This is a genomic window from Cardinium endosymbiont of Oedothorax gibbosus (assembly GCF_936981045.1).
Classification (GTDB): domain Bacteria; phylum Bacteroidota; class Bacteroidia; order Cytophagales; family Amoebophilaceae; genus Cardinium.
This window is the reverse complement of sequence record NZ_OW441264.1, coordinates 860,533-887,481: the sequence shown is the minus strand read 5'-3', so window position 1 is coordinate 887,481 and position 26,949 is coordinate 860,533. Positions and strand designations below refer to the sequence as shown.

Genomic DNA, 26,949 nt, shown 5'->3' with positions numbered 1-26,949 from the left:
AGTTATTATGTTTAATATTTCGCCCAAATTATTACCTTATTTTAAGGGCTATTGTTCTTCAGCAGAAGTCATCCTGTTATTTGTCTAGATGAAGTGTCGTTTTTCCTTGAGCTATAGAGATTTGGAAGAGATGATGCGTATGAGAGGCGCAAGAGTTGATCATTCTACGCTACAAAGATGGGTTATTAAGTTTGTTCCTCTTATAGATGAAGCAGTAAGCAAAAGAAAACGACCAGTTGGTGGTAGTTGGAGAATGGATGAAACCTATGTTAAACTAAAGGGGAAGTAGATCTATTTATATAGAGCAGTAGATCGTTATGGTGATACAGTTTACTTTTTTCTATCTGAGCATAGAGACAAGTCTGCAGCTTTTTCTTTTTTTCGTAAGGCGATCACAGAAAATAATATTCTTAAGAAAGTAGTAATTGACAAAAGCGGTAGTAATAAAGCTGCCCTTGATACGATCAATACAGAACTTGATCAAGATCATACCATTCAAATATTTCAAAACAAATACTTGAATAATAGAGTTGAACAAGATCATAGGTTTATCAAAAAACGGCTAAAACCTATGCTTAGTTTTAAGTGTTTTAAGACTGCAGCCATTACCATTGCAGGGATAGAAAACATTTGTATGATTCAAAAAGGACAAGTAATCGGAGCTAAAAATCATCTTTCTACTTTTGAGAATTTTGTTATGCTAATGGCCGAATAATACCCAATATATATCTAAAACTTCACTTAAAAGAAAAGACGTTACTAACGAAAATATAGACGCGACAGAACCGGATGTTATCCACCTATCTATAATATAAGGGCCAAATGCGTACGATGAACTGAAACAGACAATCATGAACACATTAAAAACAAGGGTATTAGAAGCTTTACGTAAGGTAGATGATCCTGATTTAAAAAAAGATTTAGTGTCCTTGGGAATGATTGATCAGCTGTATATAGATGGCGCTACCATTTCTTTTACCATTATACTGACTACCCCAGCCTGCCCATTACAAAAAATGATAAAACAGGCATGTATACAAGCCATTCGTCAAGAGGTAATAGATGATTTTGAAATTGTAATTACGTTCACATCAACAGTCACTTCGGGACGTTCCCGATCCTCTTCTATACTGCCTGGCGTCAAAAATATTATCGCTGTTGCTTCTGGAAAGGGTGGCGTTGGCAAATCTACCATTGCTACACATTTGGCGCTTGCACTATCCAACCATGGTGCGTATGTAGGACTTTTAGATGCGGATATATTTGGGCCATCTATTCCTACCATGTGGGGTTGCGAAACCACCAAACCAACTGTGGTCAAACGGGACGGCAAGAACCATATCATTCCTATAAACCGTCATAATGTGAAGTTGCTTTCTATTGGCTTTTTATCCAATATGCAAGAGGCCATTGTATGGCGTGGGCCTATGGCCAGTGCGGCTTTTAAGCAATTATTACAGGATGCAGATTGGGGTGCATTAGACTATTTATTGATTGACCTTCCCCCCGGCACCAGTGATATTCATCTTACTTTGGTGCAAACGGTTTCCATTACAGGCGCTGTAGTGGTTACTACACCGCAAAAAATTGCATTAATCGATGCCATAAAGGCAATTGCTATGTTTAAAAAAGAACAAATCAAAGTGCCCATCTTGGGATTGATAGAAAATATGTCTTATTTTCTAACAGAAAAAGAAGATGCAAGCAATCCATATTATATTTTTGGAAAGGATGGGGGCAAACTGCTAGCAGAAAACGAATCCATACCTTTTTTAGGCCAAATTCCACTGCTTTCCATGATTTGCCAACAGGGCGATTTAGGTACCATGCCCTATAAACCAATTATGCCTTTTAATAAAATTGCTGCAATGCTAGCACAACAAGTAGCTATCCAAAATGCCATATATCAATAGGATCACTATTCAGGAAAGAGTGTCAACTGAAACGGTCCATTTTTTGGGGTCGCCTCTATCTACGCAATAGATGGTGGGATAGCTTATACTAAGCTTGATTTGTTTAGATTTGTTGACTAAATTTAAAGCGTCTAATGTAGTCTAAACTATTGATTACTTTTAACGGTAGTTTGGCCAGTTGAAGCAAATAGATGATTAAAAAGATTGCAAGCAAAGATAACATACCTAAGATACCATGCACTTACCTACTGATGTATCCACACAAGAATGTGTTTTTTGTAAGATTGTAGCAGGATTGGCACCTTCTAATAAAATATGGGAGGATATAGATTATATGGCTTTTCTATCCATATTTCCTAATACAGAAGGGTTTACAGTGGTGATCCCTAAGCACCACCTGAGCAGTTATATTTTTGATCATGCATCAGAAGAGATCAATGACTTAATGGGAGCAGCCAAACAAGTGTCCGACTTGTTGGTCCATAAATTTCCAACCGTTGAGAGAACAGCTCTTGTATTTGAAGGGTATGGCGTTAACCACTTACATGCTAAATTGATCCCTCTGCATGGAACCAAAGATGGTAGCTGGAAGAGGCTTGCAACCACTATTAAAACTAAATTTGACAGATATCCTGGTTACATTTCCTCTCACGATGCAGAACGGGAATCAGATGAAAAATTAATGCAAATAGCTAATTTTTTAAAAAGTTAGTACCCATTTGGAGGTTCTGTCGCGTCTATATTTTCGTTAGTAACGTCTTTTCTTTTAAGTGAAGTTTTGGATATATATTGATTATTATTCGGCCATTAGCATAACAAAATTCTCAAAAGTAGAAAGATGATTTTTAGCTCCGATTACTTGTCCTTTTTGAATCATACAAATGTTTTCTATCCCTGCAATGGTCTAGAGTAAAGAAATGGGTGGACACTTAAAATTAAGCATATCTATTGCTTCTGATTGCTCGCAATACAGTAACTGACTAACTTGATTCTTCATTGTTTACCCATTCCCTTCTCATCTCACCGTACGTTCAGTTTTCCCGAATACGGCGGTCCGGCAGTCTTCTTCATAAACCTCGCACAACTTTCTCAGGATACTTAATCATTCCACTACCAATTACAACATCCCCATTGTATAGAGTTTGCTATTGGGATAGCTTTGCCACCCACACCCACGGCCTTTTCTTCTATGGGTTAACCTCAGTTCGGGATTAGACGTATTGTGAACCAGTCATATATATATTAACGTGAGTTCGGGATTTATTCGACTGATTTACAACAATTTAATATCAATTATTTAGTTAATATTTGCACTTATTTAACAAGTTTTTATATCTAATTTTATAAATATAACATATATAATAAACTGATTACCAGAATTATTTGTTATTCAACTACCTATTTAATTGTCTAATAAAACAAATTTTATAAATTTTTATTAATATTGATTATCAAATGAAAAAATAATCTAATCCCGAACTCACGTTATATTAGTTATAGAAGGTTTTTTCTCTTTTAGTCCATAAGCTGTAATTCCAGCTATCAAATTGACTGGAAAATTAGGTATGCTTCTATGCCTGGAATGTTCTATCTGGCTAATATTTTTGAGCTGATCTATAATAGTTTCAATTATAGATCGTTTTCTAAGCATCAGTTTATCCCAGAGTGGCATAAAAGCATTTTTCATATTTTTTCTGATTTGGGTAATGAGTTCCACGCCTTTTTCCATCAGTTTTTCAAATAAATCTTTGCTTATGTAACCTTTATCGGCAAACATTTTACCCATGAAGTGTTTACACAAATTTTCTACAGGAAGCCTATCATTAGTTTTACCTATGGTCAGTTGAAAATTCATAATTTCTCCTAAATAATTGACTATCAAGTGCAACTTTAATCCAAAAAACCAACCGGTGCTGGTTTTACCTTTAGTAGCAATCGATTTAAAAACCCTGTGCGTATAGGCTCTTTTGATATGGCAAACCTTGATGGCTGTTGCATCCATAAAATAACAACCTGTTTTTGTTTTAGAAAGACTTTGTGTAAAACAGTACAAGGGAACTAACGTTCTTTGGATCAGTTCTATAAATCTATTCTAGCTTACTAACTTTCCAAATTCACTAGAATGAAATTGCTGTAAATGAATATAATAAGACTTAAAATTTCTAAAACCAATCACATGAAAGGCAATAAGAACAGTCATTATTTCACTCAAAGTTAATGAACAAATTCTAGTGGGTTTTCTTTTAGAGTTGGTTAACAGTTGTTTTTCCATATACGGCATAAACTTTATGAGAAATTCATTAACAGCATAATATATTTCAACTAACTTTTCTACATTCATAACTGGCTCCTTTGGATAATCTGGTTAGTATTTTTTTATCTCCAAATTTAAAACACAAAGGAACTTTTTAAAGCTATTTTTTAACAAGCTAATCCCGAACTCAGGTGGTTAAGTATCTGCGAAATCGGTTATTAATAAAGTCCTGCAATCTAACAAAAGCTTCACTGGAATTCGTATGTTTAAAATAGTTAACCCATCCTAACACTACTGGTTTTATTTACTCGATGAATGCTTGAGGTTTGATTGGTGCTCTTCTACAAGTCAGGTATTTTAGTCTGTTACGGATGCTTTGTTGGGATTGTTTCGTTGGAAATACATAAATGCTATTTCTGCCACTTGTTGGACTCTTTCTTTTTACAAAGTAAAAACCTATGAAGTTAAAGCCTTCTTTCAGTTTCGTTATTCGTGTCTTTTGGTGGTTAATAATGAGCGATAACCTCTTTACTAATTCTGTGAATTTCTCCAGCGCTAAGCTAGCACTCTTACGACATACCAAAATTGCATCATCACAATACCTATGCAAGGTTGCGCTTAGCTTTTCTGGATACCCCCTTGAGTGCCACACTTGGTCTATAACATTTAGGTAGATATTACTATACAACGGTGATATTGGTGATCCTTGCGGTACTCCAACTTTCTTGCATGTAATTTTACCTTGTTTTACTATTGACGTTGTTAGGGTTTGTTTAATTAGCTTCAACATACTGCCATCTGCTATCCTTTTACTAATAAGTTTTAATAACTTTTCGTGTGGGATGCTAATAAAGTATGATTGAAAATCAATCTCAACTACGCCCCATGCCTGCTGGTATAGATCTTCTCGGATCACTAAACTCGCTTGTTTGGCTCCTCGTTTCGGTCTATAGCCGTATGAACATTCGTGAAAATCAGCTTCGAAGATCGGTTCAATGACTATTTTCATTGCTGTGAGCACTATGAGATCTTCTACGGTCATTACCTCTAGTGGCCTTGTTCCACCTTTAGCTTTGGGTATTTCTACCAACCTGCTTGAGGTAAATTTGTATAGCTTTGCGCGTAGTTGCTGCTGCAATTTATTGATAATCTTTGCCTCACCTTGATCTATTATATCACTTATGCTTTTACCATCAATCCCTGCTGAACCTTGATTTGCTTTGACTTGACGCCAAGCTTCCCAAAGTACATCTTTTAGATAAATTTTATCATATATACTATAAAATCTGACTTCCTTACATTGCTTGGATTTGAGATATAGAGTTCTTTGGAGTTGCTGAACTTTTAATGTTCCGTTCATAGCTTTAGGGCAATCAGACATTCTCAACTCTTTTAAACTCGTTAACTGAAGTAGGGTCCCTTTCCTCTTGAGTGGTTTCCCAATCAATACGAACGGTATTATAGACCCCGCGGACTTCTGATATCACCCTTATTGATTTCGCTTTACTTATACAATAAAGTTTCCAGTGGCCTACTGGATTCATATCAGATCTCCCGGACTACGATGTGAAACATTCATAGCGTGCAACCCCTAACACCCCGGCACTTGTATGATGGTCATGGTCTATTTTTTCCATCCTACTATCAGCCTTCCTGTAGCCACTAGATAGTCGGCAAATGCGCTTAAACGGCTTAACGAGGCTAATTTAGGTTCACTTTTGTTGCAGCCCGCTATTTTGCAGATGCATTTAAAGGTAACTTAAACCTGTGAATCACCCCACAAATCCAACCTCCTGCTAGACTCCCGAAATAGACAAATTAGAGTCAGGGGACTTACACCCCATTTGTTGCACACCTGTGCCGGCGTGCAATGGCTGCAGACTTAAAACACTTAAAACTAAGCATAGGTTTTAGCCGTTTTTTGATAAACCTATGATCTTGTTCAACTCTATTATTCAAGTATTTGTTTTGAAATATTTGAATAGTATGATCTTGATCAAGTTCTGTATTGATCGTATCAAGGGCAGCTTTATTACTACCGCTTTTGTCAATTACTACTTTCTTAGGAATATTATTTTCTGTGATCGCCTTACGAAAAAAAGAAAAAGCTGCAGACTTGTCTCTATGCTCAGATAGAAAAAAGTCAACTGTATCACCATAACGATCTACTGCTCTATATAAATAGATCCACTTCCCGTTTAGTTTAACATAGGTTTCATCCATTCTCCAACTACCACCAACTGGTCGTTTTCTTTTGCTTACTGCTTCATCTATAAGAGGAACAAACTTAATAACCCATCTTTGTAGCGTAGAATGATCAACTCTTGCGCCTCTCATACGCATCATATCTTCCAAATCTCTATAGCTCAAGGAAAAACAATACTTCATCTAGACAAATAACAGGATGACTTCTGCTGAAGAACAATAGCCCTTAAAATAAGGTAATAATTTGGGCGAAATATTAAACATAATAACTACTTTTTTAACTGCAGATACTGAAATAATGATTTTTTAGAATAAACGCGACAAAACCGAAAATCTTTATTTATCCAATTGTATTTCAGTATAAAAATACTCTGCTACTTAAAAATAATATAAAATTTCCATATGCGATATTTGTATAATTATAGAAACTTACTTAAAATTGCTATCTAAATGAAGTATTGCAAGCTCCAGTTTATAGGCTTATACCTTAGATGGTAGCTATATAAGCATCGATTAAAGCAATCGAAAACCATACGAAAACCTTATTAAGAATGGAACACAACATAAAAATCTTTTCAAAGCGTACTGCATTGTACTTTGCTATAGTGGTTTTAACTGGAGCTGAATGCAAAAATAGACTAACAGATAGATTAATTGCAGATATAGATGGGGATAATGCAACAACAACACAAAATCAACCAATAACAGAAACCACAACAGCAGAAACAGCAGAAATAACTACAACAACCACACCAGCAGAAACCAACCACAACAACTACACCAGCAGGAACAGTAGCTACCAATCACAACAGCACAAACCAACCACACCAGCACTAACAACAACACATGCATCCCCACAGGTCGAACCACAGGCCGAACCACATGCATCCCCACAGGTCGAACCACAGGCCGAACCACAGACCGAACCACAGACCGAACCACAGACCGAACCACATGCATCCCCACAGGTCGAACCACAGGTCGAACCACAGGTCGAACCACATGCCGAACCACAGGTCGAACCACATGCCGAACCACATGCCGAACCACATGCCGAACCACATGCCGAACCACAGGTCGAACCACAGGTCGAACCACAGGTCGAACCACAGGTCGAACCACAGGTCGAACCACAGGTCGAACCACATGCCGAACCACATGCCGAACCACATGCCGAACCACAGATCGAACCACATGCATCCCCACAGATCGAAAACAAAGACCAAGAATGGGCAAGAAACTGGTTACTTCCAATGGAAGCGGAGCTACAATATGACGGCATTTGCGACATCTTTCAAGAAGAAGAGTAGTATCTTATAGTATTCACAGGTACTGGAATATTTATGTATGACTGGCAAGATAAATCTGAATGGAAAGATGTCTGGCTATTGACTCCAGGGCAAATTTCTTTATTGACTAGCATGACTGATAAAGGTCGCTTTGGATTTTCTGTCCAGTTAAAATTTATGAAGGTATACGGCAAGTTTCCTGGATCGGTCGAGGATATCAGTTCTGATGTTATTGAGTACTTTTCTCAACAACTCGGGGTTCCTGACAATATTTTTTCTTTGTACGAACCTACCGATCGCCAGGGTCAACGACATCGTCAGGCTATTTGTCGTTTACTTGGATATCGTCCTTCCTCTGATACTGAACTAAGAAAACTTTTTAACTGATTATGTGTTGAAGTATTACCTATGGATCCGAAGGCGCCTCATGCCAAAGAGGCTGCTCTTGACTGGTTCCGTGATCAGCGAACAGAACCACTGGCAATGGCACATCTGGAAAGGGTTGTTCGTTCGGCAACTTATCATTATGAAGCAACGATTTTAAATTCCATTTATGCCAGACTCAGTGATACAACACAGATGAGTGTGATAATAAAGAAAACGCTTTTAGAAAGGATGTAAAAAAAGAACCGGGAAAACCCAGCCTTTATAATATTTTTTTGTTATCTCTCAGCTCTCAATTCTGGATAGCATATTGCTACATTCTGATTTGATTCATGCTGTTTCTCCAAAGTTTATAGAAATATTCCGACAGCGTTGTGCTACAGAGTCGGTAAGGGAGATTCGACGACATCCGGATAGCATTCGTTATCCAATGGTTTTCATGTATTGCTGTCGTCGTCGACAACAATTGACAGATGCATTGATTGAAATGTTAATGCAGTTGATCCACAATCTGGTAACTCGAGCTGAAAAGAAAGTAGACAAAAAACAGTTTTCTGTATTCAAAAAAGTAAGGGGGAAAGCCAATCTACTTTTCCAAATGGCAGAAGCCACAGTTGACCAACCTGACGGGATTATAAAAGAAGTAGTTTATCCTGTTGTAACCCAAAAAACACTGCAACGGATTGTCCATGAATTTAAAACACTAGGAAACGATATAGAACTTGAAGTCCATGAATCCATTCGGTCATCTTATGCTAGACACTACCGTCGGATTTTACTTCCCGTACTTGAAGAACTGGAATTTGAGTCTAGCAATCATTTACACAGACCTGTTATTGATGCTATCAACGTAATAAAAACCCACAAAAACAGCAACCAACGTTATTATGCTACTGATGAAGTCCCTATTGACTATATCATTAATAAGAAATGGAGAAATATTGTTATTGTACTGAATGCAAAAGGCGAAGAAAAAATTAACCGGATTAATTATGAAATTTGTGTATTACGCGCTTTAAGAAATAGTCTCAGGAACAAAGAGATCTGGGTAAAAGGAGTTGATCGTTACCGTAATCCTGAAGAGGATTTACCTGCTGATTTTTGTGATAACAGGGTACACTATTATTCCCTTCTTGGCGTTCCATTAGACGGTGAAGAGTTTATCTGTCAGTTTAAAAACACTCTGCGTCATTGGCTCGGTATCCTAAACGATGGCCTTCCGCGAAACCAGAAAGTCAGACTCAGAACCCATGGCAAGAACTGTATAACGTAAGGTCGGGATTTATGTGACTGATTTACAACAATTTAATATCAATTATTTAGTTAATATTTGCACCTATTTAACAAGTTTTTATATCTAATTTTATAAATATAATATATATAATAAACTGATTATCAGAATTATTTGTTATTCAATTACCTATTTAACTGTCTATAAAACAAATTTTATAAATTTTTATTAATATTGATTATCAAATGAAAAAATAATCTAATCCCGAACTCACGTGTATACATTTGACACCTTTGACCAGAAAAGAAGAACCACTAAACACATTGGAGCTGAAGCGTGAAATTGGATACCGCTGGGCTGATCTTGAATTAATTGATATACTGAAGGAAGTTGACCTGCGGGAGAAATTTTCATCATTATTCAGAACATCAGGAAGTCGCGAGGTCATTAACCCTGAAATATTACAATGGAGGTTGCTGTTATGTTTATTCGGTCTGGGAACTAATATCGGCCTAAAACGTATTGCTAGTCAACAACCAAGCGTCAGCTATGAAGAGTTGCGTTATATTAAACGAAAATTTATTCAGAAGGTTCCTTAAGAGCCGCTATATCGCAGATAGTCAATGGGATATTCAAAATAAGACAGCCCACTATTTGGGGCAATGCAACAACGTCTTGTGCAGCAGACTCCAGAAAATTTAGTGCTTATGATCAGAATCTGATGACGGAATGGCATGCCCGGTATGGTGGCCGTGGCGTGATGATTTACTGGCATGTTGATACGAATTCAACATGTATTTACTCTCAGATACGCCGTTGTTCCTCCTCAGAGGTTTCTGCCATGATGAAAGGTGTGCTTCGACATTGTACTGACATGGCAATAAATCAGCAGTATGTAGACAGTCACGGACAGAGTGAAGTAGCATTTTCTTTCAGTTATATCCTTGGATTTGACTTATTACCCAGACTAAAAAACATTGCTAGGCAAAAACTCAATTTGAGGCCGTTGCAATAGAGTTTTAAGCTTTGGTATAAAAAGTGACTTTTAGTGTTATACAATGGTTAAATTATGTTACTTCTTTAATCGTTTATACTTAAGCTTTTTAATAGTATTGTTATGGCAATTCAAACAAGTGGTCAGTTAAGTTTGGCAGATATTTCAGCGAACAGGGGTAAATGCAAACATACCTTTTTTGATCAAATTAATAAGCTAGTTAATTGGTCATCAGTAGAAAAATTACTCCGCTCATATTACCCTAAAGGCTTACATTTATCAGGAAAGCCAGCGTATAGTCCGTTGCTTTTGTTTAAAATGCTCTTGCTTCAGACCTGGTATTCACTCAGTGACTATCAAGTAGAAGAAGAAGTAAATGATCGTATTACTTTTAGCAGATTTTGTGGTATTTCGATGGATAGTTCTGTTCCAGATCATAGTGTATTAAGCAGATTTAGGACTTCCCTTGGTTCTGTCGCGTCTATAGTTTTCTTAGTATAGGTTTTTCGTTTAAGTCAAATTTTGGATATTATGCGGCCATTAAGATAGCAAAGTTTTCAAAAGTAGAAAGATGATTTTTAGCTCCTCTTACTTGTCCTTTTTGAATCATACGAATGTTTTCTATCCCTGAAATAGTAATGGAAGCAGAATAAAAATTCTTAAAACCCAGCATAGGTTTTATCCGTTTTTTGATAAACCTATGATCTTGTTCAACTCTATTATTCAAATATTTGTTTTGAAATATTTGAATGGTATGATCTTGATCAAGATCTGTATTGATCGCATCAAGGGCAGCTTTATTACTACCGCTTTTGTCAATTACTACTTTCTTAGGAATATTATTTTCTGTGATCGCCTTGCGAAAAAAAGAAAGCGTTGAAGACTTGTCTCTATGATCAGATAGAAAAAAGTCAACTGTATCACCATAACGATCTACTGCTCTATATAAATAGATCCACTTCCCGTTTAGTTTAACATAGGTTTCATCCATTTTCCAACTACTACCAATTGGTCGTTTTCTTTTTCTTACTGCTTTATCTATCAGAGGAACAAACTTAATAACCCATCTCTGTAGCGTAGAATGATCAACTCTTGCGCCTCTCATACGCATCATCTCTTCCAAATCTCTATAGCTCAAGGAAAAACGACACTTCATGTATACAAATAACAGGATGACTTCTGATGAAGAACAATAACCTTTAAAATATGGTAATAACTCGGGAGAAATATTAAACATAATAACTACTTTTTTAAATACCGATACTAAAATAATCATTTTTTAGAATAAACGCGACAGAACCCTTCCCTTACCGAACAAAAGGCCTTAGAAAAGTTATTGAAAATCATTAATGATCAGCTAGCTGCACATGGAGTACTCGTTCAACATGGTGCAGTTGTTGATGCCTCTATTACCCCCACGCCTAGACGGCCTAAAGGTAAAAAAAGCTATGATCTCCATGAAGATGGCACTATAACTGTAGCCGAAAGTTATCAAAAAGGTGTAGATCCAAAAACGAGTTGGACAAAAAAAGGAGATAATCTCTACTATGGGTATAAGCGACACGTTCTTGTGGAAAGTAAAGAAGGCTTAGTCCTAGCAGTCAGTACCACAAAAGCATCTAGTCATGATAGTGCTCATTTACACGTCTTATTGGATAAAGTAGAGCTAAAAGCAGGTAGTAGGCTATATGCAGATAAGGGCTACAGCGGCTCACCTAATGAAACCTTATTAAAGAATAAAGCCTTAAAATCAGCTATGCAGAAGAAAGCTACTAGAAATAATCCCTTATCACCTACTGCCAAGCGGTTTAATAAATTAGTAACGTGAGTTCGGGATTAGATTATTTTTTCATTTGATAATCAATATTAATAAAAATTTATAAAATTTGTTTTATTAGACAGTTAAATAGGTAGTTGAATAACAAATAATTCTGGTAATCAGTTTATTATATATATTATATTTATAAAATTAGATATAAAAACTTGTTAAATAGGTGCAAATATTAACTAAATAATTGATATTAAATTGTTGTAAATCAGTCAAATAAATCCCGAACTCACGTTAGTAGCTCAAACTCGGTATAAGGTGGAACGCGTATTTGGAAGTATCAAAAGTTAGTTCCGAAGTTCAAGAGCGCGTTATATAGGTCTTTCTAAAACCCATACACAACACGTTTTGGACACAATAGCCTATAATTTATACAGGTCGCCAAATAGCATATTAAAAGGTGTTTAGGCGAATGGTCTATCAAAAATGAACTGAAATAAACCTGAAAACCAATAAATAATAAGAATATTTAGACCCATAACACTAAAAATCAAAAAAATAATGCTAGAAAAATAGAAAAATTATGCTATCGACCTATCACAACGGTCTCAATTTATGTTCCTCCAGTGATGCTGTATTGTATCCTGAACTATCACCTATATTGGCAAGAGAAATAAACTGGGAACTGATCCGACAACAATATGATGAAATTATAAAATACACAACAGCACTTAGAACCAGGAAGGCAGAGCCTCAAGCTATAATTAAGAAGATTTACTCGGAATAATTCGCAACATCCAACATACAAGGCACTGACCGAATTAGGCAAAACAGTTAAGACCATTTTTATCTGTCGTTATTTAAACGACGAATCATTACGATATGAAATAAATACTGGATTGAATGTAGTCGAAAACTGGAACAGTGCCAATGATTTTATTTTCTATGGTGATCATAGTGAATTCACCTCCAATAAACCAGAGGAACAGGAAATATCCATACTGTCACTGCATTTACTACAGATTAGCCTGGTGTATATAAATACGCTTCTGATTCAGAGGGTTTTGTCAGAACCATCGTGAAGAAGCAAAATGACAGATGAAAACTGACGTAGGTTAACGCCGATGATATACCATCATGTAAATCCATATAGTCGAATCGAACTAGATATGAGTAGCAGGCTCAAACTTGCTGCATGATGGCGACCGAAATCATTTGGTTTTTATACATTAAAAGGATAAATGTTGTCATATTGTAGCTTCGCTCCCATTGGGCCTACTTCAAGAGAAAACGCCTCTTTTTACGTAAAGAGAAGAGCTATACAAAAGAAAATATAGACGCGACAGAACCATCAAAATAACCCATACTAGTTAAATCCATGCTATTAAATTTATATTCATACAATATTTTTGCTTAACCTTTTTAATAGCCACTAATTGCAACAGTATTAAAAAAAGCAACTTACCCATACCAGATCCAATGGGTCAGAAAAAGCCATGTGTAATCATGTCATTAGTAGGCCCCTATGCCCAACTGCGCACTGGGCCGAACAATATACTGTATATAGAGACAACGGATCCAAACCTTCAGGCCAACCAAGACGGCACATCTATCACCGTCACCCCAACAAACCCTAACAGCACCATAGAGGTAAGATTTAATAGTGGCACCCAATCTACACCTACTCAACCACAACAACCACAAAAGCAGAAACAAGAGCAACAACCAGCAGCAACACAAACGCAAACAGCAACAGCAACACAAACGCAAACAACAGCAGAAACCAACAACAAGAGCAACAACCAACAGCAACAGAAGCAACACAAATGCAAACAACAGCAGAAACACAAACGCAAACAACAACAGCAACACAAACACAAACGCAAACAACAACAACAGCAGCAACAACAACATACTACAGAGGTTTTTGAACAACATGACGTCGTTTTTTCGGCGTAGGAAGCCGTCTACTTCATAGCTGTCATTTTGTGTAAAATTTTCATTTTTATGTATAATGTAACCTACATTAACCACTAACAACATCCAATAACAACGTGAGTTCGGGATTATATTATTTTTTCATTTGATAATCAATATTAATAAAAATTTATAAAATTTGTTTTATAGACAGTTAAATAGGTTGTTGAATAACAAATAATTCTGATAATCAGTTTATTATATATATTATATTTATAAAATTAGATATAAAAACTTGTTAAATAGGTGTAAATATTAACTAAATAATTGATATTAAATTGTTGTAAATCAGTCAAATAAATCCCGAAATCACGTTAACAGACTCATTTCCTATACACCCATACCCCATGTGCTCAAACCCCATCACCACAGCCAAGCGTAAGCACTTAATCGTTATGGTTGGCCCAACTGCTATAGGTAAGACTGCACTCTCTATTCAACTGGCTGAAGCGCTTCAAACAGAGATCATATCAGCTGATTCTAGGCAATTTTATCGCGACCTAGTGATTGGTACCGCACAACCTACCCAAGCCGAAATGAGGGGCATCCCCCACCATTTTTTAGCTTTCTTACCCATTCAAGCAAACTATACAGCTGGTAGATTTGCCAAAGAAGCCTTACAGAAACTCCATAACCTTTTTGCCTATCAAGATGTAGTGATCGCAACCGGTGGCTCTGGACTCTACCTAAAAGCACTCTGTGAAGGGCTAGCCGAAATGCCTACCCTATCCCCCAGCCTACGTGCTACCCTAAATGCTGCCTTAGCAGAAAAAGGACTCCCCTACCTCACCCAGCTGCTGGCAGAAAAGGATCCTACCTACTACAACACAGTAGACCTTAACAACCCTAAAAGAGTCATCAGAGCATTAGAAGTCTGCCTAGGTACAGGACAACCTTACTCTACCCTGCGCAAACAACCGACAAAAGAAGCCAGACCATTTAACATTATCACCATAGGCCTAACGCAAGATAAACCATTACTCCACAAACGGATCAACCTGCGTGTGGATGCCATGCTGGAACAAGGCTTGCTGAAAGAAGTTGAAAAACTCTATCCCTACAAAGCCACCAATGCATTGCAAACATTGGGCTATAAAGAATTATTTGCCTATATGGATGGCCAATATAGTTTAACAGAAGCAATCAACCATATCAAAACTAACACAAAAAAATATGCAAAAAAACAAATAACTTGGTTTAAAAAAGATAAACATATAACCTGGTTTGCACCCTATGACTTACCTAAAATACAAACCCATATTGGTCCTATGATAGGCTAATGACTGTAACCTGTTGCATCCATTTTAGCACCCAAACCAAATGGGGATTATAAAATGAAATATAATATAAATATGTATTTGCTTAATACAGTATTTTGTACTACCTTTCAAAAAGCTACCTATGTAGAAACCAGAATACACTTTACCCCTCATATTTACCTATGTTATTAGATCAAAAAGAATTTAGAAAATTTGCAGTTAAAAATGGTTATGCAACTGGATTTCAGGTTCATAACTATGTGTCAAATATTGAAAACATGACACGATCTGTCATTGAACAACGGTCCGCTCACTTTAGAGAGGTGGACGTCTTCTCTAGGCTGATCATGGACAGAATCATTTTTCTGGGCACACAAGTAGATGATAATATTGCTAATATTATTATTGCGCAGCTGCTTTTTTTACAATCCGTTGATGCCAAAAAAGATGTTTTGCTGTATATCAACAGCCCAGGAGGGTCTGTATACCCAGGCTTAGGCATTTATGATACCATGCAATATATTTCACCTGATGTAGCCACGATTTGCACAGGCCTTGCAGCTTCTATGGCTGCTGTACTATTGGCTGGAGGCGCTAAAAACAAACGCTGTTCTCTTCCACATGCCCGGATTATGATTCACCAACCACTAGGAGGCGCGAAAGGAACCGCTGCAGATATGGAAATTACCGTACAGCAAATCATTGAAATTAAAAAGGATATTTATAACATTCTATCTAAACATACGGGTCAAGACTATGCTTCTGTAGAGCACCATTCAGATAGGGACTATTGGATGCGTGCAAATGAGGCCAAAGCGTATGGAATCATTGACTTCGTGCTCGAGAACGAGAAAGGAAAAGAGAAAGACAACGAGAACGAGAAAGAGGACGAGAAAAAAAAATAATCATGCAATTACTACCATTATGAAAACCCATTGTTCTTTTTGTAAAAAAACGAGTGAAGTAGTCACCATGATGGTAACTGGTCCAGAAGGACGCATTTGTGACCAATGTGTGACGCAAGCTTCACAAATTATTCAACTTCAAAAGGAGGATAACGTCATCAATGATATAAAGCCGGTTAATCTATTACGGCCACAAGAAATTAAAGCTTATTTAGATGAGTATGTGATTGGGCAAGAAGAGGCTAAAAAAGCATTGTCTATTGCAGTCTACAACCACTATAAGCGTCTGGCTTACCCGGCCAGTATAGAAGATGATGTGGTCATTGAAAAATCCAACATATTACTGGTTGGAGAAACAGGTACAGGTAAAACCTATTTGGTCCGTACGCTGGCACAAATGCTAGAGGTGCCTTTTTGTATTATAGATGCAACAGTTTTAACAGAAGCAGGCTATGTTGGAGAGGATGTAGAAAGTATCATCAGCCGGTTGTTATATGCTGCCAATTATGAAGTAACAGCAGCTGAGAGGGGGATTGTCTATGTAGATGAAATCGATAAAATTGCGCGTAAGGGAGACAATCCATCCATCACTCGAGATGTAAGCGGTGAAGGGGTACAACAATCTTTGCTAAAACTATTAGAGGGCTCTATTGTAAATGCGCCGCCACATGGTGGAAGAAAACATCCAGACCAGAAGCTAACAGCGGTCAATACAGAAAAGATTTTATTCATTTGCGGAGGCGCTTTTGATGGCATTGCCAGAACCATTGGGAATCGAATTAATTTTAATAGCATAGGATTTGAATTTTCTGCAAAACGTAGGGCTAAAATAGATGATAAAGATATGCTTAAATATGTTTCTTCCTCAGATATAAAAGGGTATGGGCTGATTCCTGAACTAGTAGGTCGCCTTCCGGTTATAAAAGGACTTGAACCGCTTACAAAATCTGATCTACGGCGCATTCTTACAGAACCTAAAAACGCATTGGTGAAACAGTATATCAAGTTGTTTGCAATAGATGGCATTACCCTAACCTTTACGGACGAAACCCTTGACTTCATTTCAGAACAAGCTATATCGCTCAAACTAGGCGCCAGGGGGCTGCGTTCTATCTGTGAAAGCATTATGCATGAATTAATGTACACGGCTCCATCCTTAAAAGACCACCATCAATTAGTAATTGATAAAAATTATGCATTAGAACAATTGAGCAGAACACGATTAGAACTGCTCAGACAAATAGAAAACAACAGCCAAGAAGGTGGACTAAAAAAAATGGCCTAATGAAACAGGTTTTCTACTGATCTTTAAGGATAGACTTTCTAATCACAACTTTTTACAATGAGTGTTTTTTCTTGTTCTTAGGTAATGCTGCTAGAAGGCTGAATCGAAGCCCAACCATTAGGGACGTTAGAAGAACTTACTAAGGGTGGGCACCCTTAAGTCCCTACCATTCGCTAAACAGATGGTTGTAAAAACAGCATGCCAATGCTTCTGACCATAACTTTATTTTTTTGTGTATAATTGTTTATCAACGCCCATTAAGGTAGGGGTATTTTTTGGAGGACCATCCAGAGAACGTGAAATTTCTTTTGCAGGCGGGCGTACGATATACGACCACTTAGATCGGAAGCGGTTTCAACCCGTTCCTATTTTTGTAGATAGCCTAGGCAACTTTATCCTACTCCATACACAATACCTTTATCAGGGTACCATTCGAGAATTTTATCCATCTGCTGCTACAGCTAATTTTTGGGGCATTCCTCTTTATATAGAATCGCTACCTACTACCGAAAATTATGCACTATTTATAGAAAAGATAGGACAAAAAATAGAACCCGCTGATTTTTCAAAATACTTCGATATAGCTTTTCTTTGCTTGCATGGGCCTTATGGAGAAGATGGAACGATGCAAGGACTATTAGAATGGTACCAAATGCCCTATACAGGCTCCGATATATTATCAGCTGCACTGGGGATCAATAAAATATTTCAAAAAAAACTTTTGAAAAATTCGGGTTTTGTAGTGCCGCCTTCTTTCATTTTGGCACAAAAAGAATGGCTAAACAGAGGTGATACAAGCAAGCTACTAGATCAAATCATCGCTACCGTTGGTCTACCTTTCGTTGTGAAAAGCAGCAGGAACGGTTCCTCTATAGGCGTGACTATTGTGCAGCACCGTGCGCTCCATGCCTTTATCACTGCGGTTCATAAAGCATTTTTTATTGAAGAAATCAACTATGATAGCTGGAAAAGTTATACACCAGCAGACAAAAAAGTTTGGTTCAATATCCTTATAGATGTACGCGAGGGCATAGGATTTCCCTTACTGATGGCGGATCAAGTTTTCCATACACCGCAAGCCTTACTAGACTATATAGAGCTTTATTTTCAAAGGAACCAGAATCCTATTGTATTAATGAGCGCACAAGCAGAAGAAGCGATCCTTATAGAAGCCTTTATAGAAGGACGAGAATTTTCTTGTATTGTACTAGAAGCAGCAAAAGGTCATCCCATTGCACTGGCACCAACTGAAATGCTAAAAGGGAAGCTGCATTTTGATTATAGAGCAAAATATTTGCCTGGTATGGTCCGGAAACAAACCCCCATGGTGTTGTCTGGTCCCTTACTGGATGCCATTCGTAAAGAGGCTGTTGCCTTGTTCCAACTGCTGAATTGTCAGGTATATGCCCGTATAGATGGCTTCCTTACCAATGATCACCAAATCATTTTAAATGATCCCAATACTACAGCCGGTATGAACTCTGCTTCTTTTTTATTCCATCAAGCAGCAGAAATTGGTCTCCACCCCACTCAACTGCTTACCTTTATTATCAAACGTTCGCTTGAAGTTAGAAGGAATAAAGGATACCTGATCGCTGGTGCGCTTTTGAAAAGACTTGAAGCCAGCCTATGACCTCCAAAATATCCCACTTCTAACCACCATATCCACTACTTCCTTCTATGGTTGCACAACCTACTTGCAAAGTAGGTATGAATGTCTTAGATTGAGTATAGCAATAAAAGGGATGTTTATCCATCGTCAACCATCGATATGGGAAGTGTTAATAAAGTGATTATCTTGGGCAACCTGGGCAAAGATCCAGCAGTACACCACTTAGAAAATGGGCGCATGCGCGTACACCTTACGGTGGCTACACATGATGCCTACAAAACCAAAGAAGGTGAAAAAATCAATCATACAGATTGGCACGAAGTAGTACTTTGGACACCTCATGCAGAAATTGCGGCGCAATATTTAAGCAAGGGGGGGCAAGTATATATAGAAGGAAAGTTAAACCATAGGTTCTATATAGATAAAGATGGACAGCAAAAACATACTATACAAATTGTTGGACAACATGTCGTATTATTGAGTGGTGGCAAAACTAAAAATGAAGGGGTACATGTAATCAATCATACGCCACAAAATAGGCCACACGAAAAGGATGATATAAACGAGCTGCCACTATAAAACCATCTTATGGAAGATAACTTGTTCATGTAGCCCCTTCAGTAGTCCCTATCAATAGAGCGGATAGCTATTTTGAGGCTTTCAAGTAGGCATTTATTCTTTATTTATTAGTTATACTTAGAGCAGTCCTGGTTGTAAACAAAGGGTTGTACAGCGCTTGATACAAAAACACAAACTATCTACTTCAACTTTAAAACAGTTACTACCTTATTATGCAATATCCTGAATTTCAATTTTTAAGCAGCCAAACCGCACAAGTAGCACAGGGCTGTTATGCATTTGGTATCTTTGAAAAGAATGATACTACGCCTGACACCACGCATCTGGTCCATACACCTTTTTACCATGATGTCTTGATACCCTTGATAAAAGAGTCTCAATTTACTGGAAAACAAGGGACGACCGCCATGGCCAATTGTTTTCATGGAGGAGGTAAAGTGATACTGGTTGGCCTGGGCAAACAAGAAACGGTTGACGAAGAAGTGATTCGAAAAGCTGCAAGCATGGTCTATAGCGCATGTGTCCAGCTACACAGCCCATCGGTAATCGTCTATTTTACGACACTATTAAATGACAAAACCCACTTAAAAGCTTTTGCCGAAGGTATCTTACTTTCTGCTTATTTAGATCAACGTTTTAAATCCAAAAAGGAGACAAAAACTACCTGCCTTAAACAGGTATCGCTGCTAGATGCCATAGCGAATGACCAAACCATTCAACTGGCCCAAAAAATTACAGCAGGCGCAAACCTGGCAAGGGCCTTGGTAAATGCGCCAGCCAATCATGTAACCCCTGCTATGTTGGCCCAAACCGCCACTGAATTAGCCCAAAAGCATCACCTGCAATTAAATATTTTAGAAAAAGAGGATTGCCAAAGATTGGGCATGGGGGCTTATCTTTCCGTTACAAAAGGTTCCAGTGCACCACCTAAATTTATTCATCTTTGTTATAAGCCAAAATCGCTTGATACCCAATCCCCTTTCCAAAAGATTGCCCTAATAGGCAAAGGTGTCACCTTCGATTCTGGTGGACTCAACTTAAAGACAGGGAATGCAAAGATTGAGTTAATGAAATTTGATATGGCCGGTGCAGCAGCGATGCTTGGCGTAGCAGAAGCTATTGGCGCTATTAAACCTAACAAAGAGATCCATTTTATTATTGCCGCTACAGAAAATATGATTAATGGAAGCGCTACCAAGCCTGGTGATGTAGTAACCGCTTCTAATGGTAAGACCATTGAAATAGACAATACAGATGCCGAAGGAAGGCTTACGCTGGCAGATGCCTTGGTCTATGCAGAAAAGCTTGGTGTAGATGCAATAGTAGACTTAGCTACTTTAACAGGTGCCACGGTTGTTGCACTCGGCATACGTATAGCAGGTATATTTGGTACCAATTCACAACTGGTCAACAGCCTGATGGCTGCCTCCCCAAGAACAGGTGAAAAAATTTGGCAAATGCCATTAGAAGCATCCTATTTTGAACATATGCATTCTATTATTGCAGACATGCGCAATACAGGGAGCAAACAAGGGGCTGGATCCATTACAGCTGCGCTATTCTTGAAACAATTTGTTGAAAAAACAGCTTGGGCACACCTAGATATCGCGGGTACCGTCTGGACAGAGAAACCTTGGTACTACTATAAGGCAGGTGCCACAGGTTTTGGCGTGCGCTTGCTAGTAGACTGGATCCTAAATAGTTAGTACTTTATTCTTAAAGTCAATCTTTGTAAGCCTATGACTATTATAGATGGGCTGCCCTACCTATGGTTGCTGTGTTGGAATGCATACAAAACATATTTAGTAAGTGGCCGTAGCCCTATTCTACATCACACAGTGTGTTGCACACTTAACAAATTGTATACAACTTTATCTATATTTTAACACTTATGCCAAGTATTATATGGGATGTGTCTCCAGAGCTATTCACAAAAGGATTTTTAAACATTCGCTGGTATAACTTGCTCTTTGCCGCCGGTGTATTAGGAGGGCTTCCTATTTGGTATCATATGTTTGCTAAGGCTGGTAAAACAAGAGAAGAAGCCGACCAAATCAAAGACTATATTGTACTGAGCGTATTACTTGGCGCTCGTTTGGGGCATGTTATTTTTTATGAATGGAATTATTACAAAGATCACCTCTTAGAAATATTTTTACCTGTTATCTTTTCCCCTAATTTTAAAATAACTGGTTTCGGTGGCTTGGCCAGTCATGGGGCTGGTATTGGAATGGTACTTGCTGTTTTCCTATATGTAAAACGGATTATAATTTCTTTTTTTCCGCCTCACATCCGTTTTAAAAATCGTCGATCTCCTGGAGAATTTTTATGGATTATAGACCATTTGTCTATTCTATTTCCTTTGGGTGCCGCACTGATTCGGATTGGAAATTTTATGAATTCTGAAGTCATTGGCAAACCAACTCGGGCCAGCTATGGCGTAATATTTGTCAGAGATTTGCATGAAAATTTATGCAAAAAGTATGCTTCTACAATTGATAATCTAGTGATCCGTAAAGCATCTACGGTCCACACGCTACCAATCAAAGTCCATTACCCATCCACTGAATTAGCCATTGCTTTTAATAAAAACATTACAGACGAAAAGAAGATTAAAAATTTCCTTGAGCAGTCTTTAAAAAATCAATTGGTTCAGGAGACTTATTTTAGCATATCACCTAAAATCTATGAAATCTATGGTACCCCTCTATCCTACACCCTACAAAAACAAAATGGAGGCTATCAAGCGCGTGTCTATACCTGGGGTATTCCAAGGCATCCAGCACAACTTTATGAATCTTTTTCTTATTTTTTGATTTTTATAATGCTATTTTTATGGTGGTATAAAAAAGGTGAAACAATAGCACCTGGTCGCATCTTTGGAACACTTATAGTAACAGCTGCTTGCATGCGCTTTTTTTGCGAATGCTATAAAGAAAACCAAGTTGCATTTGAAAATAACATGTGGTTGAACATGGGGCAATTGCTTAGCTTACCTTGGGCTATAGTAGGATTGTTTTTAATACTCCGTCGAAGCGCTAAAACAGAACCCAAAACCATATAAGCTAAATAGGCCAGAAAAGAAGACCAGTATCCTATCTTTTTGATTTGATTTATTGAAAACTTGTTTAGATATTTGTATATTAACGTGCATAGCCAGAAGCAGCCTGGCTAAATGGATGTTTACAACAGACCTATAATCAATATTTCGCCATTTGAAACAGACAACAAAAGAAACCCATAATGTAAACGAGCGCATCACTGCATCGCAGGTACGCTTGGTTGGTGATAATGTCGTTGCCGGTGTGTATAGCATTCGTGAAGCTTTAGCCATTGCGGAAGCACAAGAGCTTGACTTAGTCGAAATTACCAAATCTAGTGATTTCCCTGTTTGTAAAGTAATGGATTATGCTAAATTTAAATACTTACAAAAGAGGAAGCATAAGGAAATAAAAAACAATGCCCAAAAGATCATTATAAAGGAAATCCGCTTTGGTCCCAATACAAGTGATCACGATTTTGACTTTAAGTTAAAGCATGCTATTAACTTTTTACAAGCTGCTGCTAAAGTCAAGGTTTGTGTTAAATTTGTAGGGAGGGAGATTATGTTTAAAGAAAGGGGTGAGCTTATCTTACTTAGGTTTTCGCAAGGACTAGAAGCCTATGGAAGGGTAGAGCAACTACCTAAACTAGAAGGCAAGAAAATGAGTCTAACCATAGCGCCATTAACAGCCAAAAAATAGTATCATTGTTAATGGGATTGTATTGCTATTTGAATATTTTTTACTAGATTTAGGGGTTATATAGGTCTACTATCAACCAGCAAGCAGCTTAGTCATATTGCGCATGCTTTAAAAAAGGCCTTAAAAAGGCACCAACCAGCAAATAAACCATTTGCGCTAGTTAAACCATTCAATATCCGTTATAACTAAAAGTATGCCAAAAGTTAAAACACATTCTGGTTCAAAAAAAAGGTTTCAAGTAACAGGTAGGGGTAAGATTAAGCGGAAGCATGCTTTTAAGAACCATTGCTTAGCAAAAAAAAATAAAAGTACAAGGCAAAAGAGGCATCTTACACACAGTGCACTGGTGCATAAGACCAATGCACCAACTATTCGCAAACTGCTAGCCATTTAGGGGTTATTAGCATCTCTACCTTTATTGTGCAACTGTAATATTTATCTTTCTATAGTTTTATAAATACCATCAACTTATAAATTAGAACATAACCATGCCAAGATCGGTTAATGCAGTAGCATCAAAAGCACGTAAAAAGCGGGTATTAAAGTTAGCAAAAGGTTACTGGGGCAAAAGAAAAAATGTTTGGACGGTAGCTAAGAATGCTGTTGAAAAAGGGCTTTTATATGCCTATAGAGACCGTAAAACAAAAAAAAGAACCATAAGAGCATTATGGATACAACGCATCAATGCAGCTGCTCGTCTGCATGGAATGGCTTACGCTCAGTTTATGGGCAAGCTTAAGCAAAACAATGTAGATATGGATAGGAAAGTACTAGCTGATTTGGCTATGAACCATCCAAGCGCATTTGAGGCTATTGTACAAAAAGTAGCTTAAAGGACATTTTTTGCTTGATAAAAAATGTGATAAACATTACTTATCTACCACTGACTTGAACAGATATATTTTGTAGCATTGCCACACAGCCGAACGGGATGCATCGGGATCATATGATTGAAAAATTAAAATCCATCAAAGAGCGGTTTCACGAGGTAGAAGCAGCCATCTATCAACCAGATGCCTTAAATGATATAAAGGCCTATGCAGCACTCAATAAGGAATATAGCAAGCTATCCAAAATTGTCGATTTATACAAATACTATGAACTTGTATTAGAAAACATAAAGGAAGCAAAAGAAGTATTAAATATTGAAAAAGAAGAAGAGTTCCGTGAAATTGCCAAACAAGAGTTAGCATCCGCCTTAGATAAAAAATCCCATTTAGAAGCCCAATTACGCGATGCCCTTACACCAAGTGATCCCAATGACAGTAGAAACATTGTTTTAGAGATTCGGGCCGGTATTGGTGGAGACGAAGCAGCCATTTTTACAGGAGATCTTTTTCGAATGTACAAACGTTTTGCAGAAAAAATGAAATGGGATTTTTCCATTGTATATACCATAGAAGGTACGGCTGGTGGATGGAAAGAAATTGTCTGTACCATAGCTGGCGAAGATGTATATGGCCTTATGAAATATGAATCTGGGGTACACCGTGTACAACGGGTCCCTACCACTGAAACACAAGGCCGTATACATACTTCAGCAGCCAGTGTAGTGGTGTTACCAGAAGCAGGGGAAGTGGAAATCAACTTGGACTTAAATGATGTACGAAAGGATACTTTTTGTTCTTCTGGTCCAGGTGGCCAGTCGGTAAACACGACCTATTCAGCCGTACGGCTCACCCACATCCCCACTGGGTTGGTTGTATCCTGTCAAGATGGCAAATCACAAATTAAAAATTATGAAAAAGCCTTAAAGGTATTGCGTTCCCGCCTCTATGATATGGAAGTTAAAAAGCAACAAGAAGCGATTGGTATGGAACGCAGATCTATGGTCAAACGTGGAGACAGAGGAGACAAAATCAGAACCTATAACTTTCCTCAATCCCGTGCAACCGATCACCGGATTGGCTATGCCGAACATAACTTAGCAGCCATATTAGATGGGGCGCTATTAGATATGATCAAAGCGCTGCGTATTGCAGATCATGCAGAAAAGTTACAAGCAGGAAGAGAAGGTGTCCTTTAACATACAGTAAGACAAAAATGCCTTACGGATGCGATGCTTCTATATGCGTAATATGTTGTATGTTTCCTAAACGTATACCAACTTGGTAGGCAAGTTTTAAGATAAGCGGTATAACCCTATTTTTACATGCATGTTCTAGACTGGTTTCAGTGGTGTCCAAATGAAAATTGAAAATGATTATAAATCCGTTTTCATTCATTTTATCAAGATATATGTTCGTTTTTTCTGGCTTTACTAATGGTTGAGATTCAGCAATCTCGCGTAATCCCCTTATAAATTTTGGTAATAATTCTAAAGATATAGCATAATTTAGTGGTACTTCTAGGGAAACCATTCGTGAAGCTCTTTTTCCAAAGTTATCAATGTAGGCATCAGCCAATTTTGCATTGGGTATATAGACTAAAGATTCTTCCTTTGTACGCAGTAAGGTAGAACGCAATCCCACTTCTTCTACTTTGCCACGAATGCCCCCAGAAACAATTTCATCCCCTACACTAAAAGGCCGATCCATTGTAATCATCAATGATGCAAATAGGTTCTTAATGGTATCTTGGCAAGCCAAACCAATACCAAGTGTACTGAAAGAAAGTGCCTTCACTAAGGATCCAGTTGCAAATCCAAGATGATCAATGGTTTGTACCAACCCAACAATCCCTACAACAATTTTAGCCATTATGCTAAAAAGAGGCAAAATATGGATCACAAACTTATTATGTTTCTTGGCAATTTTTATTCTATTTTGCATCAAATTGACACATTCATAGGCCAAACACATCCATAAGAAGGAAGTGGCAGCTTCTATGACCCGATTGATAAAAGCGGTTAAGAATTTAAACTGGAACATGGTCAGGCCACTCTTTAAGAAGTATATATTAATCACTAGCATGAGCAACCGTTCTATAGCAAATGATTTTTTACTACCTATAAACTTGTATACCATAAGCTTCAAAAAATAAGGCATAATTTTATAGGTCAGCCAAATAATGATGGTTAAACCTATCAACATAATATATTGCCAAATGGCAAAATTTAATATCTGTTTTTGACAAAATGTTTCAGGCAAAAAGTGATGTAAAAGCGTGTGAAATCTATCTGATACTTCATATTCCCTTATAAAATCTAGGGTTTCTTTACTGTAACGCCATTGTTCACCTTCCTTGATTAAGTAGACTTTTGGTAGTTTTTTAGATAAAATAAATCTATTTTCATTTATCGTTGGATCCATATAATTAGGATCTTTAGATATGGTTTCAATATTGATACCCTTAAGGGTCAGTAATCTTTTTAACTTAATAGCCATTTCTTTACTTTTTTGGTTAAAGGTTTCTCCATGTAGAAATACAATGCCTGCATGTTTAGAGGCTTTATTACCAGGATTTAAAAGCATAAAATGGGTATACACGGTATGGTATGGAGAGCTCAAATTTATATTGGGATCATCGATGCCTCTATTATCTGCTTGTACGATAATCGGTGGTAGCACGCATACAAAGAAAGCAATGTATGGTATCAGCTTGATCCGTAA

Annotated in this window: 21 protein-coding genes and 8 pseudogenes; 21 read left to right on the top strand and 8 right to left on the bottom strand. The window is 37.5% G+C overall.

What is annotated here, in order from left to right; translation table 11 throughout:
• Positions 1-7: 7 nt before the first annotated feature.
• The 3 genes and pseudogenes from NBW36_RS04150 to NBW36_RS04140 all read left to right on the top strand — a co-directional run bounded on the left by NBW36_RS04150 (position 8) and on the right by NBW36_RS04140 (position 2,625).
• A pseudogene (locus NBW36_RS04150) lies at positions 8-715 on the top strand (IS6 family transposase).
• A gap of 136 nt (positions 716-851) precedes the next feature.
• Positions 852-1,913, top strand: a complete 1,062-nt coding sequence (locus NBW36_RS04145) for an Mrp/NBP35 family ATP-binding protein (protein WP_250237972.1) — start codon at positions 852-854, stop codon at positions 1,911-1,913.
• 235 nt (positions 1,914-2,148) lie between these two features.
• Positions 2,149-2,625, top strand: coding sequence for an HIT family protein (locus tag NBW36_RS04140; RefSeq protein ID WP_250237970.1), 477 nt, complete (start codon positions 2,149-2,151; stop codon positions 2,623-2,625).
• A gap of 84 nt (positions 2,626-2,709) precedes the next feature.
• Here the strand turns inward: NBW36_RS04140 and NBW36_RS04135 are convergent.
• The 6 genes and pseudogenes from NBW36_RS04135 to NBW36_RS04115 all read right to left on the bottom strand — a co-directional run.
• Positions 2,710-2,817: pseudogene (locus NBW36_RS04135) on the bottom strand (IS6 family transposase); the annotation flags it as partial.
• Positions 2,818-3,393: 576 nt separating this feature from the next.
• Positions 3,394-4,254: pseudogene (locus NBW36_RS04130) on the bottom strand (IS982 family transposase).
• 100 nt (positions 4,255-4,354) lie between these two features.
• Positions 4,355-4,459 (bottom strand): group II intron maturase-specific domain-containing protein, encoded by a 105-nt coding sequence (locus NBW36_RS05665; protein WP_369127317.1) that lies wholly within the window; start codon positions 4,457-4,459, stop codon positions 4,355-4,357.
• Between the two features lie 12 nt (positions 4,460-4,471).
• Positions 4,472-5,548 carry a group II intron reverse transcriptase/maturase gene (ltrA, locus tag NBW36_RS04125; protein WP_250237969.1) on the bottom strand — a complete coding sequence of 359 codons (1,077 nt, stop codon included), beginning with the start codon at positions 5,546-5,548 and terminating at the stop codon, positions 4,472-4,474.
• 488 nt (positions 5,549-6,036) lie between these two features.
• Positions 6,037-6,636 (bottom strand): annotated as a pseudogene (locus NBW36_RS04120) (IS6 family transposase); the annotation flags it as partial.
• A gap of 569 nt (positions 6,637-7,205) precedes the next feature.
• Positions 7,206-7,598: a hypothetical protein gene (locus NBW36_RS04115; protein ID WP_250237968.1), complete on the bottom strand. Its 393-nt coding sequence runs from the start codon at positions 7,596-7,598 to the stop codon at positions 7,206-7,208.
• Positions 7,599-7,715: 117 nt separating this feature from the next.
• Here NBW36_RS04115 and NBW36_RS04110 point away from each other — a divergent pair, with 117 nt between their 5' ends.
• The 4 genes and pseudogenes from NBW36_RS04110 to NBW36_RS04095 all read left to right on the top strand — a co-directional run.
• Positions 7,716-8,048 (top strand): DUF4158 domain-containing protein, encoded by a 333-nt coding sequence (locus tag NBW36_RS04110; RefSeq protein ID WP_250237967.1) that lies wholly within the window; start codon positions 7,716-7,718, stop codon positions 8,046-8,048.
• Positions 8,049-8,370: 322 nt separating this feature from the next.
• The gene (locus NBW36_RS04105) at positions 8,371-9,318 is read left to right on the top strand and encodes a hypothetical protein (RefSeq protein WP_250237966.1); all 948 of its coding nucleotides are present in this window, start codon (positions 8,371-8,373) and stop codon (positions 9,316-9,318) included.
• Positions 9,319-9,557: 239 nt separating this feature from the next.
• Positions 9,558-10,270 (top strand): annotated as a pseudogene (locus NBW36_RS04100) (Tn3 family transposase); the annotation flags it as partial.
• A gap of 123 nt (positions 10,271-10,393) precedes the next feature.
• Positions 10,394-10,738: pseudogene (locus tag NBW36_RS04095) on the top strand (transposase); the annotation flags it as partial.
• Positions 10,739-10,799: 61 nt separating this feature from the next.
• Here NBW36_RS04095 and NBW36_RS04090 read toward each other — a convergent pair.
• Positions 10,800-11,507 (bottom strand): IS6 family transposase, encoded by a 708-nt coding sequence (locus tag NBW36_RS04090; RefSeq protein ID WP_250239135.1) that lies wholly within the window; start codon positions 11,505-11,507, stop codon positions 10,800-10,802.
• A gap of 63 nt (positions 11,508-11,570) precedes the next feature.
• On the opposite strand from NBW36_RS04090, the pseudogene NBW36_RS04085 reads away from it, so the two are divergent.
• The 14 genes and pseudogenes from NBW36_RS04085 to prfA all read left to right on the top strand — a co-directional run.
• Positions 11,571-12,095: pseudogene (locus NBW36_RS04085) on the top strand (transposase); the annotation flags it as partial.
• A 565-nt stretch (positions 12,096-12,660) separates the two neighbouring features.
• A pseudogene (locus NBW36_RS04075) lies at positions 12,661-13,237 on the top strand (Tn3 family transposase); the annotation flags it as partial.
• A gap of 280 nt (positions 13,238-13,517) precedes the next feature.
• On the top strand, positions 13,518-13,997 hold the full coding sequence (locus NBW36_RS04070; protein ID WP_250237965.1) for a hypothetical protein: 480 nt from the start codon (positions 13,518-13,520) through the stop codon (positions 13,995-13,997).
• A 365-nt stretch (positions 13,998-14,362) separates the two neighbouring features.
• Positions 14,363-15,295, top strand: coding sequence for a tRNA (adenosine(37)-N6)-dimethylallyltransferase MiaA (gene miaA, locus NBW36_RS04065; RefSeq protein WP_250237964.1), 933 nt, complete (start codon positions 14,363-14,365; stop codon positions 15,293-15,295).
• 161 nt (positions 15,296-15,456) lie between these two features.
• A complete protein-coding gene (locus NBW36_RS04060) occupies positions 15,457-16,179 on the top strand; it encodes an ATP-dependent Clp protease proteolytic subunit (protein ID WP_305883057.1) in 723 nt (240 codons plus the stop codon).
• A gap of 19 nt (positions 16,180-16,198) precedes the next feature.
• Positions 16,199-17,464 carry an ATP-dependent Clp protease ATP-binding subunit ClpX gene (gene clpX / locus NBW36_RS04055; protein ID WP_250237962.1) on the top strand — a complete coding sequence of 422 codons (1,266 nt, stop codon included), beginning with the start codon at positions 16,199-16,201 and terminating at the stop codon, positions 17,462-17,464.
• Positions 17,465-17,696: 232 nt separating this feature from the next.
• Positions 17,697-19,097, top strand: a complete 1,401-nt coding sequence (locus NBW36_RS04050; protein ID WP_250237959.1) for a D-alanine--D-alanine ligase family protein — start codon at positions 17,697-17,699, stop codon at positions 19,095-19,097.
• A gap of 138 nt (positions 19,098-19,235) precedes the next feature.
• Positions 19,236-19,655: a single-stranded DNA-binding protein gene (locus NBW36_RS04045; RefSeq protein ID WP_250237957.1), complete on the top strand. Its 420-nt coding sequence runs from the start codon at positions 19,236-19,238 to the stop codon at positions 19,653-19,655.
• A 212-nt stretch (positions 19,656-19,867) separates the two neighbouring features.
• Complete coding sequence (locus NBW36_RS04040; protein ID WP_250237949.1) at positions 19,868-21,361, top strand: leucyl aminopeptidase; 1,494 nt, start codon at positions 19,868-19,870, stop codon at positions 21,359-21,361.
• A 185-nt stretch (positions 21,362-21,546) separates the two neighbouring features.
• Positions 21,547-22,719: a prolipoprotein diacylglyceryl transferase gene (locus NBW36_RS04035; protein WP_250237947.1), complete on the top strand. Its 1,173-nt coding sequence runs from the start codon at positions 21,547-21,549 to the stop codon at positions 22,717-22,719.
• A gap of 151 nt (positions 22,720-22,870) precedes the next feature.
• Entirely contained in the window at positions 22,871-23,398 is a 528-nt protein-coding gene (gene infC / locus NBW36_RS04030) for a translation initiation factor IF-3 (RefSeq protein ID WP_250237945.1), read from the top strand.
• Positions 23,399-23,591: 193 nt separating this feature from the next.
• Positions 23,592-23,792, top strand: coding sequence for a 50S ribosomal protein L35 (rpmI, locus tag NBW36_RS04025; protein WP_250237942.1), 201 nt, complete (start codon positions 23,592-23,594; stop codon positions 23,790-23,792).
• A 94-nt stretch (positions 23,793-23,886) separates the two neighbouring features.
• Positions 23,887-24,231: a 50S ribosomal protein L20 gene (gene rplT / locus NBW36_RS04020; protein WP_250237940.1), complete on the top strand. Its 345-nt coding sequence runs from the start codon at positions 23,887-23,889 to the stop codon at positions 24,229-24,231.
• A gap of 113 nt (positions 24,232-24,344) precedes the next feature.
• On the top strand, positions 24,345-25,424 hold the full coding sequence (gene prfA, locus NBW36_RS04015) for a peptide chain release factor 1 (RefSeq protein ID WP_250237938.1): 1,080 nt from the start codon (positions 24,345-24,347) through the stop codon (positions 25,422-25,424).
• 22 nt (positions 25,425-25,446) lie between these two features.
• Here the strand turns inward: prfA and NBW36_RS04010 are convergent, their stop codons facing one another.
• The gene (locus NBW36_RS04010; protein WP_250237936.1) at positions 25,447-26,907 is read right to left on the bottom strand and encodes a mechanosensitive ion channel family protein; all 1,461 of its coding nucleotides are present in this window, start codon (positions 26,905-26,907) and stop codon (positions 25,447-25,449) included.
• Positions 26,908-26,949: the final 42 nt, after the last annotated feature.

Bases quoted from the DNA above. Each gene is read 5' to 3' on its own strand.
- NBW36_RS04145 (WP_250237972.1), top strand. From the start codon at position 852: ATGAACACATTAAAAACAAGGGTATTAGAAGCTTTACGTAAGGTAGAT.
- miaA (WP_250237964.1), top strand. From the start codon at position 14,363: ATGTGCTCAAACCCCATCACCACAGCCAAGCGTAAGCACTTAATCGTT.
- rplT (WP_250237940.1), top strand. From the start codon at position 23,887: ATGCCAAGATCGGTTAATGCAGTAGCATCAAAAGCACGTAAAAAGCGG.
- NBW36_RS04060 (WP_305883057.1), top strand. From the start codon at position 15,457: ATGTTATTAGATCAAAAAGAATTTAGAAAATTTGCAGTTAAAAATGGT.
- NBW36_RS04090 (WP_250239135.1), bottom strand. From the start codon at position 11,507: ATGTTTAATATTTCTCCCGAGTTATTACCATATTTTAAAGGTTATTGT.
- prfA (WP_250237938.1), top strand. From the start codon at position 24,345: ATGATTGAAAAATTAAAATCCATCAAAGAGCGGTTTCACGAGGTAGAA.
- ltrA (WP_250237969.1), bottom strand. From the start codon at position 5,548: ATGTCTGATTGCCCTAAAGCTATGAACGGAACATTAAAAGTTCAGCAA.
- NBW36_RS04070 (WP_250237965.1), top strand. From the start codon at position 13,518: ATGGGTCAGAAAAAGCCATGTGTAATCATGTCATTAGTAGGCCCCTAT.
- rpmI (WP_250237942.1), top strand. From the start codon at position 23,592: ATGCCAAAAGTTAAAACACATTCTGGTTCAAAAAAAAGGTTTCAAGTA.
- NBW36_RS04110 (WP_250237967.1), top strand. From the start codon at position 7,716: ATGTATGACTGGCAAGATAAATCTGAATGGAAAGATGTCTGGCTATTG.
- NBW36_RS04045 (WP_250237957.1), top strand. From the start codon at position 19,236: ATGGGAAGTGTTAATAAAGTGATTATCTTGGGCAACCTGGGCAAAGAT.
- NBW36_RS04040 (WP_250237949.1), top strand. From the start codon at position 19,868: ATGCAATATCCTGAATTTCAATTTTTAAGCAGCCAAACCGCACAAGTA.
- NBW36_RS04035 (WP_250237947.1), top strand. From the start codon at position 21,547: ATGCCAAGTATTATATGGGATGTGTCTCCAGAGCTATTCACAAAAGGA.
- NBW36_RS04140 (WP_250237970.1), top strand. From the start codon at position 2,149: ATGCACTTACCTACTGATGTATCCACACAAGAATGTGTTTTTTGTAAG.
- clpX (WP_250237962.1), top strand. From the start codon at position 16,199: ATGAAAACCCATTGTTCTTTTTGTAAAAAAACGAGTGAAGTAGTCACC.